Here is a 14,795-nt window from a genome sequence, read left to right as displayed (position 1 = left end):
CTGTAGAGAGGGCACCCTTTGAGTTTTTAAGATGGGGTTTAGCGTTTTTTGCCGGTGATCCAGTCAGAATCGTAGAAGTCGTCGCCTTCACTTTTGCGCAGGTCGCGTTCTAAGAGCTGCTCGGCAAAATCAGTGGGCCGCATGATGCGCTCGTCATCATCGTGAGGTGAAAAAGCTGCTAATGCAATTAGACCGTACGCTAGAGCCGCAATGAGTAAGCCAAACATACCCAACTCGGCAAAGAAGATACCCCAGGCGCGCGTCACGAGCGGGTTGGGATCTGCAAAGACGGTGGGCACGAGAGCGAAGCTGGTAATCAGGCTAAACACCGACGCGATAACGAGCAGATGCGGTAGCCAGAACCACCGGGCTTTAGCATTTTTTGCCGGTGGGGGAGCGCCGGGCAACCTCAGGCTTTTGAACAGTCTGCGGCGTACCGCAATGATGAGAAAAAGGCTTATACCTACGGCAATAGCGGTTGCCCCTGCGGTAAAGAAAAAGCCTGACAGCGCTAGCAGTGCTGTGACCAGTGCGCTCACCATGAGGAGGGTGAAGCTAAGACCCGTTGCCATGCGCACGCGCGCGTTCACCAACCGCTGTTCTTCAACAACGAAGTTGGGGTGGGGAGCAGGCTCCTCCCAAAAGGGGCGAAAGAACTCGCGGTCTTCTGCGCTGAGTTCTTCAAAGCGCAGACCGTACTTACGCGGCGGTTGGGGCGTATGAGGTTGCTGGGAACTCACAGCTATTACGCCTTGCGTGCCGCTTTAACCCAGCGGTTGAGGGTCGCGAGAAAATCTGGGTCTGTGTAGGAATCGAAGCGACCCTGACCGGGCGCGCCGGTGTCGCCGTGACCGGTAAAAATTAGGGTGTTAGCGCCTGATTCCTGGGCTGCGCGGGCACCGGTGACTGAATCTTCAACGGTCAGTGTCTGCTGGGAGTCCCCGCCCAAACGCTTGATCGCTTCGGCGTACATATCGGGGGCAGGTTTGGGGCTGGCAACGTCATCAGCGCCTACCCAGGTGGTGAGATAGGGAGCGAAGCCAAAAGCCTGCATCTTGCGAGTCAGCAGGTCAGCTGAAGAATTAGAGGCAACCGCTACGGGCATTACCTTGCTGAGTTTCTTAATGGTGTCAAGAGCACCAGGTATGCGTTCCATACCGCGCTCAATCATGTTCTCTTCGACCTTAAGAACCACCTCAATAATGTGTTTCTCGTGGGCTGCCGCGTCATCGGCAGAAGCACCATGAGGGGTGGTGTTGGCTGCCAGTACGCGAGCGAAATCGAGGGCAGCTGCACCCATGAGTGCGTCCTCATCAGCCTGAGTAAACGTTGCACCGTAGCGCTCAAACAGTTCTGCTTGGGCTGTGAGCCAGGTAGATTCAGAGTCGAGAAGAACACCATCGCAGTCAAAGACAGCGCAGGTAGGGTACCAATCAGATGAGAGAGAAGTTTCAAACATACTTCTATGCTCTCACGCCGGGCGTGGGATAATAGAGCCTATGCCCAAAAATTCTGCTTCCACTCTCGTTCTTATTCGCCACGGTCAGACTGACTGGAACATTGACCGCCGCTTTCAGGGGCAGGTTGATATTCCCCTGAACGCTACCGGACGCGAGCAGGCTGCTCTTGCTGCCACGAACCTCAGCGAGTTCGCACTGATGCGTCAGCAAACTCAGCCCGATTTTGCGTGGGACGGAATCATCACTTCACCACTTTCTCGCGCCCACGAAACCGGGCAGATTATTGCCGATGCTCTGGAACTTCCCCTGCTGGAGCAGGTAGATGGGTTAAAAGAAAGATTCTTTGGTGATGCCGAGGGCGAAATTGTTGATCGCGAAAACTGGCTACACTTTGAAACTCTCTTTGCCGGGGTAGAACCTGAAACTGAGTTCATTGACCGGGGTATCGAGGCACTAAACGCAATTACCGGTAAACACGCAGGAAAAAACATTGTGGTAGTCAGCCACGGCATGTGGATTTCTAAAGTTATGGGGCATCTGACCGGTGAAGAACACCCCATTCCCGAAAATGCCAGTGTGCTTGAGTTTAACCTCGCATTACTTGAGCAATAAGACCTCCCTTTTCTCTATACCTGAACCCTTCAACCCCTTCCTCCGAAAGGTGCCACCTGTGCCCAGCGTCCTGCCAGAACAACCCACTTCGCAAGAGCTCAGCGGGTCATTGCTCCTGATCCGTCACGGTCAAACAGACTGGAACAAGACAAAGAAAATGCAGGGGCAGGTTGATATTCCGCTCAATGCTGCAGGTATCGAACAGGCGCATGCAACCGGTCAAAAACTGGCAGATGAAGGGTTCAGCTTTGAGGTGCTGGTGTCATCCCCTTTCTCGCGCGCTGCTGAAACGGCTCGTGTCATTGGCACCTACCTGGGGCTGGAGCTGGAGCGCACCTATCCCCAATTAGTAGAGCGTGCTTACGGGGATGCCGAGGGCGTTCAGCTCACCTTTGAACAGAGCCGTACTGTCTACCAAGATTTTGCTGGAGTTGAATCTGAAGAGAATCTTTTCAACCGCACCGTGACGGTTCTGCGTCAGATTGTGCGTGATTATCCGGGGCGCCGCGTCATTGTGGTGTCACACGGTTCTGTTATTCGCCGGGCGCTCAGTGCCGCCCAAGGCTTCGAGTGGGTGGAACCAGTCCCCAACGCTACCCCGCTTGAAATTTCTATCTCGGGATTATTCGCTTGGGCAACCGAGAACGAATCGATGCTGCCGCGCCCATGAAACAATCTCTCTCACCATCGCGTTCGGTGACCCAGCTTGCACCGCGCGCTGTTTTTGTGCTTTATCTACTGGTGTTGGGCTTCATCGTGCTGTGGCCCAGTCACGTTGATGACAATACAGCCGGCGGGTTTGTGGATGCACTGATGCAGCGCGGTCACACCGAAGGCTGGTTGCCGCTGTGGTTCACCTACGTCGTTTTGGAATGGCTTTCAAACGTTGTCATGTTTACACCGTTTGGTTTTTTGTTGGTTTGGCTGGTGCGCCCACAGTTGCGTTCTTGGATTCTTGTGTGGGGTTTTCTGCTGACCTGCGCTATTGAAAGCACACAATTTTTTATGCCCGATCGCACCAGCTCATGGCTAGATATTCTAGCGAATACGCTGGGTGTCGCCCTCGGCCTTTTGCTAGCGGTTTTTATCAAACGCTGCGCAAAGCGTCCGTAAAAACCACATGAAAAGCAAAAAACGCACACGGAAAACCCGCTTAATATGACACTATCGCATTGACGGCACCACAAAAACCCACATAAAATCAACCTACAAGAACCAATCGGTTAAATCTCATGAGCAGAGGTTGCACATAAATGTTTGCAGAAGAACGCCGTGCCGAAATAGCTAAGTTGGTATCATCGGCGCGGCGAGTTAACGGTGCTGACCTAGCACGACGTTACGAAGTCACCATGGAAACGGTTCGCCGTGACCTTGCCGCCCTCGAAGCTGAGGGTAAGCTACGTCGCGTCCACGGTGGTGCGGTCACCGTTGAACAGTCCACCTCCGTCGAATCCTCCATTGCCCTGCGCCAGAGCATGAACACCCCCGAGAAACAGCGTATTGCCCAAAAGGCTTATGATCTTTTGCGCGATTCGGACGTGGGGGCTGTTGTTTTGGACGCCGGTACCACTATTGAAATTTTGGCAGATCGTATTGCCACTGAAAACTTCAGTCTCAAATCTGGCTCTGATCGTCTGATCATTACTCATGCTCTTCACATCGCCGTGAAACTGGCTGAGGCAGATGGCATTGTGCTTGATTTGGTGGGCGGTCAGTTGCGCAGAATGACGTGGGCTGCTGTGGGCGCGCGCGCTGCCGAGCACTTTTCAACGATTCGCCCCGATATCGCGGTCATTGGCGTGAACGGTTTGGATGCCGAGTTTGGGTTGAGCACCCCCGGTCTTAATGAGGCAATCGTCAAAACCGCCATTGTTAAATCGGCGCGCCGCGTCGTGCTTTTGTGCGATTCTGCCAAGTTTGGGCAGGAATCGCTAGTGCGCTTTGCGGCTTTTGACGATATTGACACTCTTATTACAGACAAAGAACCCGAGGGTGAGCTTGCGAGTGCTCTCGAAGAATCCAACGTGGAGGTACTTATCGCATGATCGTTACACTAACCGCTAACCCGAGTATGGATCGCACCGTTGAGCTTTCAGGTGTGCTTGAGCGCGATGCTGTTATTCGCGCTGAGCGTGCTGTTGAAGATCCCGGTGGAAAAGGCGTGAATATTTCTCGTGCGTTACAGTCATCGGGGTTCGATACCGTAGCTGTGCTGCCCGGCGATGATGCAGACCCCGTACTGCACCAGCTGGCGGAGGCGTCGGTGCGGTGCCACAACCTGCCCCTTGGTGAGCCGATCCGTTCCAACATCACGATTGTTGAACCCGATGGTACAACCACCAAGATTAACGCTCCCGGTGCTGCCCTTGATGATGCTCAGCAGCAGCATCTGACCCGCGTCCTGGTAGAAGAGGGTATAGGCGCATCATGGCTGGTGCTGGCAGGTTCTCTGCCTCCCGGCGTTGATGGCGGCTACTACCGCTCGGTCATTCAGACACTGCGCGATGAGTTGGGCGACAAAGCTCCGCGTATTGCTGTTGATACCTCGGGGGATGCCCTGCGCGAAACGCTTGCAGATGCAACTGCCCTGCCCAACCTCATTAAGCCCAATGCCGAGGAACTGGCAGAGTTGGTAGGTCGCCCTGAAGCTGCTGAGGAGCTTGAAGAAAACCCTGAACTGACCGCTCGCACCGCCCGCGAACTCGTAGAACGCGGTGTTGAGAACGTTTTGGCAACCCTCGGAGGCAAAGGTGCTGTGCTGGTAAATGCTGAAGGCGCTTGGCACGCTCAGCACGCTCCGGTGAAAGTGCGCTCAACTGTGGGTGCCGGAGATTCTTCTCTCTCGGGCTTCCTGATAGCTAGCGAACTGGGCAAAACCGCCAGCGAACGCTTGGTGCAGGCAGTGGCTCACGGCTCCGCCGCAGCGTCCTTGCCTGGTACGCAGATGCCCACCCTAGAATCAACCACTCCCGAAGCTGTCACCCTGCGAGAGATTCAGTTTTAAAAGTTTTCCCGGCTCTAAGCCACCTATCATGTCTTCTGCGCCTTGTATGAAGACACCACTATCAAAAGTAGTAAGAGACATCTTCTACAAGGAGGAACACATGTCTGCACTTATCACTACGGAACTCGTCACTCTTGACGAGAACCTGGGTGCAACGCGTTTCGACGTGATTGAGCACTTGGTGAAATCCGTTGTGAACGCCGGACGCGCTAGCAGCTTCGATACGCTGTACGCGGACGCCAAAGCTCGTGAATCGAAGACTGACACCGGTATTCCCGGTGGTATCGCGATTCCCCACTGCCGCAGCGAAGCCGTTACCGAACCGACCCTAGCGATGGCGCGTCCTCGTCCCGGTGTTGACTTCGGCGCGAAGGACGGTGCAGCAGACCTGATTTTCTTCATTGCAGCACCCGCCGATGGCGATCAAGCTCACCTAAAGATCCTCTCGAAGATGGCTCGTTCACTGATGAAGAAGTCTTTTACGTCTGCACTGCGTGAAGCGAAGACTGAGCAGGAAATCGTTGATTTGGTCAACGACGCTTTGGACGTAAACCCTGACGGCACTGACCGCACTGCAGAGCAGAAAGCTGCCGCTACTCAGATAGCAGCCCCCGCTACTACCGGTGTAGCATCGGTGGCTACTGGCTCGGCTGCTAACGCCTCAGAGGCTCCTGCTGCCCGTCGCAAGATTGTTGCTATCACCGCTTGCCCCACTGGCATTGCACACACCTACATGGCAGCGGACGGTCTGACCTATGCTGCTGAAGACATGGGTGTTGATTTCAAGGTTGAGCCTCAGGGGTCATCGGGTGGCGAGAAGCTGACTCAGGCTGAGATTGATGCGGCTGATGCTGTGATCTTCGCAGTGGACGTGCCTGTGCGCGGACGCGAACGTTTCGCGGGCAAGCCTTACGTTGAGGTTCCTGTCAAGCGCGGCATCGATGAGCCTACTAAGCTCATTGAGACTGCTTTGTCTGAAGCTGATAACCCCAATGGTCGCCGTGTGACAGCTACTGGTGCCGCGGACGCGTCCGAAAACGGCGAAGAAGCAAGTTCATGGGGCAAGCGCATTTACAAGGCGATGATGTCCGGTGTTTCGTACATGATTCCCTTCGTGGCTGCTGGCGGTATTATTCTCGCCATTGGCTTCATGCTTGAAGCGATTACCATGCCCAACCTGGGCGATGTCGATCCCGCGGCGATTCTCGATATCAACGGCGAAAGCGGTCGTACCCTCTTCAACCTTCAGGGTGTTCCCCTGAGCCTCTACTTGGGTGCTGCCCTGCACACCATTGGTGGTGCCGGTCTGGGTCTGATGGTTCCTGCCCTCGCTGCTTACATTGCCTACGGTCTGGCACAGCGTCCCGGTATTGCACCCGGCTTCATCGCCGGTTCAATTGCTGTCACCGTGGGTGGTGGCTTTATCGGCGGTATCGTCGCTGGTCTGCTGGCTGGTCTCACCGCGTACACCCTGCAGCAGCTCAAGCTGCCTCGCTGGTTGGGCGCAATGATGCCCGTTGTAATTATTCCTCTGGTCGCCTCCCTCGTAGCGGGCGGTCTCATGCTCCTGATTCTGGGCGGCCCCATCGCGTGGATTACCACCTCACTGAATGAGTGGCTGACCTCCATGAGCGGTAGCTCAGCGATCCTGCTCGGCATTATCCTTGGCCTCATGATGGGCTTCGACTTGGGCGGACCTGTCAACAAGGCAGCCTACCTCTTTGCTACCGCAGGTCTTGCAGCGAACACCGATGCTTCCCGCGAAATCATGGCAGCGGTTATCATCGCTGGTATGACCCCTCCTCTGGGTATGGCACTGGCTACCACCCTGCGCGGCAAGCTCTTCTCAGCACCCGAACGCGAAAACGGCAAAGCAGCCTGGCTGCTGGGCGCGTCCTTCATCTCTGAGGGCGCCATTCCTTTTGCGACTGCTGACCCCGCACGCGTGATTCCCTCATCGATGGCAGGCTCAGCAGTAGCTGGTGCTATCGCCATGGGTGCAGGCGTTGCATCCCCGGCACCCCACGGTGGTCTGTGGATTATCGGTCTGGCAACCAACATCCCCATGTTCCTCCTTGCAGTTGTAGCGGGTACTCTCGTTACCGGCTTGGTTTATGTAGCTCTCAAGAGCGTTGGTACAAAGAACAAGGTAGATGCATAATTCTCTAGTAGGATTTAGCACAACCGAAACATTTCTAAGGAATATCGAATGACTATGTACAACGGTGTTGGCGTCTACGCAGGTCGAGTAATCGGTCCCGTCCTTCAGATGCCTGAACCCATTGCTGAGCCCGCCGCTAACCTCAAGCTCGCAGCGGATGAAACCCCCGAGCAGGCGGCAGAGCGCATTAAAGCAGCTGCGGACGCGGTCAAGGCAGATTTGTTGGAACGCGCTGAAAACGCATCTCGCGACGGTAAAGCAGTTCTCAAATCAACCTCTCAGATGGCAACCGACCGAGCACTACTCAAGGGCGCTATCAAGCTGGTTGAGAATCAGGGGGTAGCACCCGAGCGCGCAATCTGGGAATCGGCAACCTCATTTGCTGATCAGATGGCAGCTCTCGGCGGTTATATGGCAGAGCGCGTAACCGATATTTACGACGTTCGCGCTCGCATCGTGGCTCAGCTGACCGGTCAGCAGGCACCTGGCATTCCCACCTCAGATGAGCCTTTCATCCTGGCGGCAATTGACCTTGCACCTGCAGATACCGCAACCTTGAACCCTGAACAGGTTATCGCTCTGATTACCTCAGACGGTGGCCCCCAGGCACACACTGCTATTTTGGCTCGTGGGCTTGGTCTGCCGGCTATTGTGGCAGCCAAGGGCGTTACTGAAATCGCTAACGGCACTGTAGTGTACGTTGACTCCAACGAAGGCACCGTCAATACCGAGCCTTCCGAAGAGCACCGTGTAGCGGCTGAAAAGTACGCTAACCGCAAGCCTCTGGCTGACTTCGACGGTACCGGCGTGATGGCAGATGGCACCCGGATTCCCCTCTATGCTAACGTCGGTGACGGCAAGAGCGCAGAGAAGGCTGCCGGTCTCAAGGCAGAAGGCGTTGGTCTGCTGCGCACCGAGTTTGGTTTCTTGGGGTACGATGCTGAGCCTTCAGTAGATACTCAGGCAGAAACCTACAAGTCAGTTTTTGACGCTTTCCCCGGCAAGCATATTGTTGTTCGCACCCTAGATGCAGGTGCAGATAAGCCCCTGCCCTTCTTGAACACCAAAGAAGAAGAGAACCCCGCACTGGGAGTTCGAGGCTTCCGCACCGACTGGACCGTACCCGGTGTTCTGGCACGCCAGCTCGAAGCGATCAAGAAGGCATCAGAGGGCTCAGACACTGACATCTGGGTTATGGCACCGATGATTTCAACCACCTCAGAGGCCCGCAACTTCGCGAATATGCTCAAAGAAGTTGGTCTTGAAACCCGCGGTGTTATGGTCGAAACCCCCGCAGCAGCTGTTAACGCAGAAGCTATCTTGGGCGAAGTTGACTTCGTTTCGATTGGTACCAACGACCTGACCCAGTACACCATGGCAGCTGACCGTCTGCTCGGCGATTTGGCGCACCTGAACAACCCCTGGCAGCCCGCTGTGCTGAAGATGATTAAGCTGACCGTTGAAGGCGCACGTCGCGCGTCCACCACCGCTGGCACTAAGAAGTACGTATCTGTCTGCGGCGAAGCAGCAGCTGATCCGGCACTCGCTGTAGTTCTGGTCGGTCTGGGCGTTGACACCCTCTCCATGAACGCAGGTGCCATCGCAGCTGTTTCAGCGGTACTCAAGAGCGTCACTAAAGAGAAAGCTCAGCAGATCGCTGTTGAAGCGCTCGCGCAGATCTCATCAGCTGAAGCTAAGGCAGCAGCGCGTAAGATGCTCCCCGTTCTTGACGAGCTGGGCCTGTAAGGTCAAAAATCAAATGTAATCTGAGTCAAAAAGCCGGTTTTTACGCCGAAAAGCTGTGCGACCTGCTTTAGACTCAAAGTGGAAGAACATTTCCGCACATTTTCCTAAGGAGAATCATCATGGCAGAACGTATTGCCACCATTGCAAGCCGCGTTGGTCTGCACGCACGCCCCGCAGCTATCTTCGCAGAAGCAGCAGGCGACTTGCCCGTTGAGGTTACCATCGCAGCTGAAGGTGAACCCGCAGACGAGGCAATGGACGCAGCGTCAATCCTCTCACTCATGTCACTCGGCGCTAAGCACGGCGACAAGGTTGTTCTGCGTGCCGAGGGCGAAGGTGCTGATGAAGCACTCGAAACCCTGGTTAAGATCCTCGAAACCGACCACGACGCTGAGTAAATAGTTGACCCTTCATGGTTTTGGCTCCCCGCTGTTGAAAAACGGCGGGGAGCTTTTTACTGCTCAGAATATGCAATCTGCGGGTTGGTTTTACTCTGAAACAATGGTTTGATGGCATAAGCCGATGACCTTCCGGGTAAGGTCACGTTGGGTAAGCTGTAAAGACGCGCCCAACATCGCTAGACTTGTGAAAGATAATCGTACTGTGCGCATTTCGCGCCTTGAGAGATAAGAGTTGAGGCTCCTTGCGAGAATTTACCGCACGCTTTGCAACCACTGAAGAGATTGCTAACTGGGATGCTCATGTCACCGCTAACCCTAACGGCGGTAACTTATTGCAGTCGGCGTCTTTTGCATCCGTCAAAGCTAAGCACGGCTGGAAGCCCCTGTACTTGGTGTACGAAGGCACTACTGTTCGCGAGGGCGAAACTGCGCCTTTTGCTAGCTACAACTTGGTTCTAGAAAAGAGCGTTCCCAGCGTGGGCAAGCTCTGGTACATGATTAAGGGCCCAGACGTGTACAGCGTTGAGGATATCCCCGCTGTTTTGGATGCTAACAAAGAGTTCATCTCAAAGAATAAGCTGGGTGTCTTTGCGGTTAAGATTGAGCCTGATATCGTGGCGTCTGAAGAGACTAATGCTTTCTTAGCGCGTACTGGCTTGGTGAAGTCTTTCAATATTCAGCCCAACGATTCCACCGCTATCTTGAACACTGACATGTCTGAAGAAGACGTGCTGAAGTCGCTGAGTTCGCGTGGACGCAACGCGGTGCGTCGTTCATTGCGTGAGGGTTGCGAGGTTGAGCGTGTTGAGCTGACCGAAGAGAATATGCGTAAAATGTACGCTTTGATGGATACCGTGGGTCAGGGTAGCGCGAACGTTAACCTGCGTTCTTTTGAGTACTACAAGGATTTCTGGACCACCTTTGAAAAGGCCGGTCAGGGTCGCCTGTACTTCACCTATGAAGACGGCGAGCCTTCGGTGGGCGCCTACGTCATTAATTACGGTAACAAGGGCACCTACAAGGACGGCGGTTCTAAGCCACGTCGCAAGCAGTACGGCGATTCGCACCAGGTACAGTGGACGGCTCTGACGGACCTGATGAAAGACCACGGCATCGTGGAGTACGATTTCTGCGGTACCCCGCCGAGCGACCAGCTCAAGAATAAAGAGCACAACTACTACGGTTTGGGTCTGTTTAAGACTTCCTTTACTAAAACCGTAGTCGATTTTGTGGGCGTTTACGATCAAGCCATTTCACCTGCTAAGTACAAGCTGTGGAACTCATTTGCTGAGAAGGTTATGCGTCAGTTGTGGGTTCGTAAAACTGGTCAGCCTTTCTACTAAAATGCGCCCGTTCACCTCTGTGGTGAGCTCATTAAAGCGGTTGCGTTCTCCATAGAGTAATAAGGGTAAGAACGTAGCCGCTTACTCTTTGTACGGGGTAATCATCAGTATTGGTGAGGGAGGGAAAAACCTATGGCATCTACCGATAAGACTCAGCTACAGCAAAAAGCGTACCCTTCTGCTTTCGAGCAGGTTTCTCTTTCACTGAGTTCTGAGGGTGCTTTTGGTAGCTCTGCTGGGCTACCCCGTGCCCGTGATGTTGCGGCGAAGTCTGCTGCGGTTGTAGATAGCAATTCTGAGTACGTTGCTCATTCTTCGGGAACCTCGGTGGCTGAGGGATCTGCGAAGATCCACGGTGCTGAGAACCTCGGTGAGACTGCTGGTGGGGCAGCCGAGTTGCCCTCTGCGTCCTTAGATGCTTTTGGCAGTTCTTTGCCGGCCATTGACCTATCGCGGGTCAAAGACCCCGGTCTACGCGATTACTTACTGAACCACAAGCCTGATTCTACCGGTGAAAATACACCGGATGCTTTCGGTGCTGCCCACGATATGCCGGTGGCGGCTGCTACCGAAGATATAAGCCCGTTTGGTCCTGCTGCCACTCAGCAGTCAGAACCTACCCCGCTTACCACAGCGATACCCCTTGCCACCACCACCTTGCTGGTATCAGGCACAGGTATGCAGCAGGCGTCCTACCCCTCAGTGGCACCTGCTACGGCGGGTATTCCGCAGGTAAAATCTGCGCCCAAATCGCCCTCGAAGGTTCGCTCTACTCTCAAATCTTTTGTTCAGCCCGATAAGTCGCTGACTAAGCCGGTGCGCGGTCTAGAGCGTATTTCTCAGCGTCAGTTTGCGATGTCTTCGCGCAAGCACCGTGAACGTTACGTTCGCGAAAAAGAAGAGGCACGCGAGGTTCTGAACTTCACCCTGCGCTTGTCTGAGACCATGTTCCATTACGGCGCGGACGCGATGGATGTCGATTCCGCGATTGTTGCGGTGTGCGCCGCCTACGGGCTCGACGAGGTTGAAGTTGATATTACCAACCAGTCGGTTATCATCAACTACGTTTCTGATATTGACGGTTTGGTAGATTCTAACGGGCACGCCCGCGGCGACTCATTTGAGCGTTTTAGCCACACGGTGGTGCGCGTGGTGCGTTCCTGGTCTGAGAACTATGCGGCCTTGGCAGATGTGTACAAGCTGATCCACGACATCACCGAAAAAGGGCTGAGTCGCGAGGACGCCGACCGCAAACTCAACCGCATTAACAATGCGAAGAAACTGTATTCGCCGATGACGGTGATGATTGCCAACATTGCGGCAGCGGGTACGCTGACCATCGGCATTGGCGGTAGCTGGCGTGCCGGTCTTGTGTCATCTTTGCTGTTTTTGTGCGTCTACTTTATGGATCAGATGCTCAGTAAACTTAACATGCCCAGCTTCTTTCACATGGCGGCAAGCGCAGGTCTTATTACCTTCGCGGCGATTTACCTCGGTGATAGCGATTCGTTCTTAACGCAGTTAGGCATTCCCGTCTCTGCACCGCACATTGTTGCTGCCGGTCTAATTATGCTGTTGCCAACCTTCAAGCTGGTCTCTGCGGTTCAGGACGCGATCAACGGCTTCCCCCTGACGGCGGCGGGGCGTTTTGTGTCTACTGCTATGTCGTTTTTGGGCTTGGTGGTGGGTCTTGCCAGCGGTGTTGCGGCTCTGTCGTTTATGGGTGCCACGCCTTTGGATATTAGTCAGAGTAAGTTTGATACCCCTGAGATGGTCACCAACATTGTGTTTATGACCTTGGCTTCGCTTTCTATTGCGGTGACAACCCAGACCCGTAAACGTACTCTGGGGTGGATTGCCCTTGTAACGGTCACGTCCATGCTGATCTATCACGGCTTTACCGCTGTATTTGGTGCGGGCAGCGGACGCGGCAACACAGCGATTGCTGCTCTGGTGATTGGCTTGCTCAGTACTTTGTTGGCGCACCGCTTTCATGCTCCGCAGGCTATATTTTCTATTCCCTCGCTGACCTTCTTATTACCCGGTCTTTCAATCTTCCGTGGCTTGTATTCGTTCACGGTTGAGGCAGACTCCGTGATGGGTGTGCCCGGCATGGTGACAGCACTGGCGATTATTCTGTCGATGGCATCAGGTGTGGTCTTGGGCGGCTATATCATGCAGTACCTGATTCAGCGGTTTGCGCCCCAACAAAGTGCGACGACCGACAACCTTACTCAGGCTATCCCGCAGGTCATGGATCGATAGGTAGCGTGCGATAGTGAGCACGCAGAACAACTGGGATCCGTTCGCGCCTTCCCTCAGTGAATCCGCCGAGGTGGCTTCTGAGGTGCCTATAACCATTAATGCTACCTACCCCTCGGCTGACCCTCTCATTAATGCTGATGCGGCTATATATACAGGTCAGGCGGAGATAACCAGACAAGCCGCCATCTTGCCTACCGCAAACGATGACGGTCAGCTGCTACCTGCGTCCTACCCCTCGGCTGAACCGGTATCGACAGCCACGGCGGTGCTACCGGTTGTTATCCCTCAGCAGACCAAGCGTCGTGCGCCAGGCAAGGCGGTGCGTAGGAGCATTTCGCAGTTTATGCGAGCTGATCAGGCTCTCACTGCTCCCTTGCGAGGGGTTGCCCGCGTGGCACAAAAACAGTTCACTCTGCGCGCCCAGCGTCGCGAAGAAAGCTTCGTGCGCGAAAAAGAACAGGCACGCGAAGTCCTGAATTTTACGGTGCGCTTAGCTGAGACGATGTTTCACTACGGTGCAGACGCTATTGACGTGGACTCGGCAATTGTGTCTGTCTGCTCGACCTACGGGCTCAACCAGGTCGAAATCAGTATCACCAACCAGTCAATTATCATCAACTACGTTTCTGATATTGACCGAGGGGTATATTCACCCGTGGGTGGCACTGAGGAGGACTTACGGTTCAGCCACACGGTGGTGCGGGTGGTACGAACCCTCTCAGAAAATTATGCGGCGCTCAACGATATTTACCGGCTGATTCATGAGATCACTGAATCTAACCTGCCCATGAAGCAGGCAGCTGCCAGACTGACCTCTATCAACGAAACCCCTAAACTGTACTCGCCGCTGTGGGTGCTGCTCTTTAACCTGCTCATTGCCGGTAGCTTCACTCTGGGAGTGGGCGGTAGCTGGCGCGGTGCGGTGGTTTCAATCGTGTCATTTACTGTGATTCATTTTTTGGGGCAGTGGTTGGCTAAGTTTGGTCTTCCCGGATTCTTCATGATGATTTTCAACGCCGCTGTTCTTGCCACCATTGCTCTTTACATCAGTGATGATACCTCGATTTTCTATCAGCTGGGCTTCGAGGTTTCTGCCCCGCACATTGTGGGTGCTGGTCTTATGCTCTTTATGCCCACTTTCTTTTTGGTGTCGTGTGTGCAGGACGCTCTCCACGGCTTTCCGCTGACCGCTGCGGGAAAACTTGTAAGCACCGCTATTTCTTTCTTGGGTCTGGCAATTGGCATCGCAACGGCGGTAGAGATTTTGACCTATGCAGGCGCTAGCGGAATTGATCTACAAAAAGCGGTGTTTACGCCACCGCCACTGTGGGTGAGCATCGTTGGCATGGCGGTGGGTAGCATGGCGTGCGCCGGGGTCACTCAGGCACGAAAAACTAATCTTGCCCTGATTATTGTGGTGTCTTTGGTGGGGCAGGCTGTGTACTACGGTTTTAGCACGGTGACGGGGTTAGAGGTAACCCGCGTCAATGCTGTTTTGGCGGCGTGTACGGTCGGCGGTTTGAGCACTTATTTGGCGTATAAACTTCACGCACCCCAAGTGATTTTCTCGGTCTGCGGCATTATGTTTTTGCTGCCGGGTTTGACTTTCTTTAGGGGGTTATATGCCTTTAGTGTGCATAACAACGAATCCTACGGGGCAGATGGCATGATCAACGCAGGCTCAACAGTTCTTGCCCTCGCTGGTGGGGTGGTACTGGGGGGTTACCTGATGGAAAACGCCATTGCCCGCTGGGGTAGCAGCGCCCGCGCCCAGCGTAAGAACTTCAACCGCTAAGAATCTTT

General features: G+C 54.4%; 13 protein-coding genes. 11 read left to right on the top strand and 2 right to left on the bottom strand.

The annotated features are described in order from the left end of the window. Positions 1-38: 38 nt before the first annotated feature. Complete coding sequence (locus JTP09_RS08560) at positions 39-740, bottom strand: hypothetical protein (protein ID WP_204878027.1); 702 nt, start codon at positions 738-740, stop codon at positions 39-41. Positions 741-745: 5 nt separating this feature from the next. Beyond that, the gene (locus JTP09_RS08555) at positions 746-1,459 is read right to left on the bottom strand and encodes an HAD family phosphatase (RefSeq protein ID WP_204878026.1); all 714 of its coding nucleotides are present in this window, start codon (positions 1,457-1,459) and stop codon (positions 746-748) included. Between the two features lie 40 nt (positions 1,460-1,499). On the opposite strand from JTP09_RS08555, the gene JTP09_RS08550 reads away from it, so the two are divergent. The 11 genes from JTP09_RS08550 (at position 1,500) to JTP09_RS08500 (ending at position 14,787) form a co-directional block, all read left to right on the top strand. Further along, positions 1,500-2,072 carry a histidine phosphatase family protein gene (locus JTP09_RS08550; protein ID WP_204878025.1) on the top strand — a complete coding sequence of 191 codons (573 nt, stop codon included), beginning with the start codon at positions 1,500-1,502 and terminating at the stop codon, positions 2,070-2,072. Positions 2,073-2,130: 58 nt separating this feature from the next. Beyond that, positions 2,131-2,742 carry a histidine phosphatase family protein gene (locus tag JTP09_RS08545; protein WP_204878024.1) on the top strand — a complete coding sequence of 204 codons (612 nt, stop codon included), beginning with the start codon at positions 2,131-2,133 and terminating at the stop codon, positions 2,740-2,742. Further along, positions 2,739-3,185, top strand: a complete 447-nt coding sequence (locus JTP09_RS08540; RefSeq protein ID WP_204878023.1) for a VanZ family protein — start codon at positions 2,739-2,741, stop codon at positions 3,183-3,185. The genes JTP09_RS08545 and JTP09_RS08540 overlap by 4 nt, the downstream gene beginning before the upstream one ends. Positions 3,186-3,325: 140 nt before the next feature. Continuing rightward, on the top strand, positions 3,326-4,117 hold the full coding sequence (locus JTP09_RS08535) for a DeoR/GlpR family DNA-binding transcription regulator (RefSeq protein ID WP_204878022.1): 792 nt from the start codon (positions 3,326-3,328) through the stop codon (positions 4,115-4,117). Continuing rightward, the gene (locus JTP09_RS08530) at positions 4,114-5,076 is read left to right on the top strand and encodes a 1-phosphofructokinase family hexose kinase (protein ID WP_204878021.1); all 963 of its coding nucleotides are present in this window, start codon (positions 4,114-4,116) and stop codon (positions 5,074-5,076) included. The genes JTP09_RS08535 and JTP09_RS08530 overlap by 4 nt, the downstream gene beginning before the upstream one ends. 100 nt (positions 5,077-5,176) lie before the next feature. After that, entirely contained in the window at positions 5,177-7,237 is a 2,061-nt protein-coding gene (locus JTP09_RS08525) for a fructose-specific PTS transporter subunit EIIC (RefSeq protein ID WP_204878020.1), read from the top strand. 48 nt (positions 7,238-7,285) lie between these two features. Next, positions 7,286-8,983 carry a phosphoenolpyruvate--protein phosphotransferase gene (gene ptsP, locus JTP09_RS08520; protein ID WP_204878019.1) on the top strand — a complete coding sequence of 566 codons (1,698 nt, stop codon included), beginning with the start codon at positions 7,286-7,288 and terminating at the stop codon, positions 8,981-8,983. Positions 8,984-9,102: 119 nt separating this feature from the next. Further along, a complete protein-coding gene (locus JTP09_RS08515; RefSeq protein ID WP_204878018.1) occupies positions 9,103-9,381 on the top strand; it encodes an HPr family phosphocarrier protein in 279 nt (92 codons plus the stop codon). 245 nt (positions 9,382-9,626) lie between these two features. After that, a complete protein-coding gene (locus JTP09_RS08510; protein WP_204878017.1) occupies positions 9,627-10,727 on the top strand; it encodes a peptidoglycan bridge formation glycyltransferase FemA/FemB family protein in 1,101 nt (366 codons plus the stop codon). Positions 10,728-10,859: 132 nt separating this feature from the next. Beyond that, positions 10,860-12,992, top strand: a complete 2,133-nt coding sequence (locus tag JTP09_RS08505; protein WP_204878016.1) for a threonine/serine exporter ThrE family protein — start codon at positions 10,860-10,862, stop codon at positions 12,990-12,992. A 13-nt stretch (positions 12,993-13,005) separates the two neighbouring features. Continuing rightward, a complete protein-coding gene (locus tag JTP09_RS08500) occupies positions 13,006-14,787 on the top strand; it encodes a threonine/serine exporter family protein (protein WP_204878015.1) in 1,782 nt (593 codons plus the stop codon). Positions 14,788-14,795: the final 8 nt, after the last annotated feature.

Origin of the sequence: Rothia sp. ZJ1223, from assembly GCF_016900985.1 — a bacterium.
Lineage (GTDB): Bacteria > Actinomycetota > Actinomycetes > Actinomycetales > Micrococcaceae > Rothia.
The sequence above is the reverse complement of the archived record's forward strand: the minus strand, read 5'-3'. Positions and strand labels throughout refer to the sequence as shown.

Excerpts from the sequence above, each read along its gene's own strand:
- JTP09_RS08555 (WP_204878026.1), bottom strand. The coding sequence starts at position 1,459 with ATGTTTGAAACTTCTCTCTCATCTGATTGGTACCCTACCTGCGCTGTC.
- JTP09_RS08550 (WP_204878025.1), top strand. The coding sequence starts at position 1,500 with ATGCCCAAAAATTCTGCTTCCACTCTCGTTCTTATTCGCCACGGTCAG.
- JTP09_RS08540 (WP_204878023.1), top strand. The coding sequence starts at position 2,739 with ATGAAACAATCTCTCTCACCATCGCGTTCGGTGACCCAGCTTGCACCG.
- JTP09_RS08535 (WP_204878022.1), top strand. The coding sequence starts at position 3,326 with ATGTTTGCAGAAGAACGCCGTGCCGAAATAGCTAAGTTGGTATCATCG.
- JTP09_RS08530 (WP_204878021.1), top strand. The coding sequence starts at position 4,114 with ATGATCGTTACACTAACCGCTAACCCGAGTATGGATCGCACCGTTGAG.
- JTP09_RS08525 (WP_204878020.1), top strand. The coding sequence starts at position 5,177 with ATGTCTGCACTTATCACTACGGAACTCGTCACTCTTGACGAGAACCTG.
- ptsP (WP_204878019.1), top strand. The coding sequence starts at position 7,286 with ATGACTATGTACAACGGTGTTGGCGTCTACGCAGGTCGAGTAATCGGT.
- JTP09_RS08515 (WP_204878018.1), top strand. The coding sequence starts at position 9,103 with ATGGCAGAACGTATTGCCACCATTGCAAGCCGCGTTGGTCTGCACGCA.
- JTP09_RS08505 (WP_204878016.1), top strand. The coding sequence starts at position 10,860 with ATGGCATCTACCGATAAGACTCAGCTACAGCAAAAAGCGTACCCTTCT.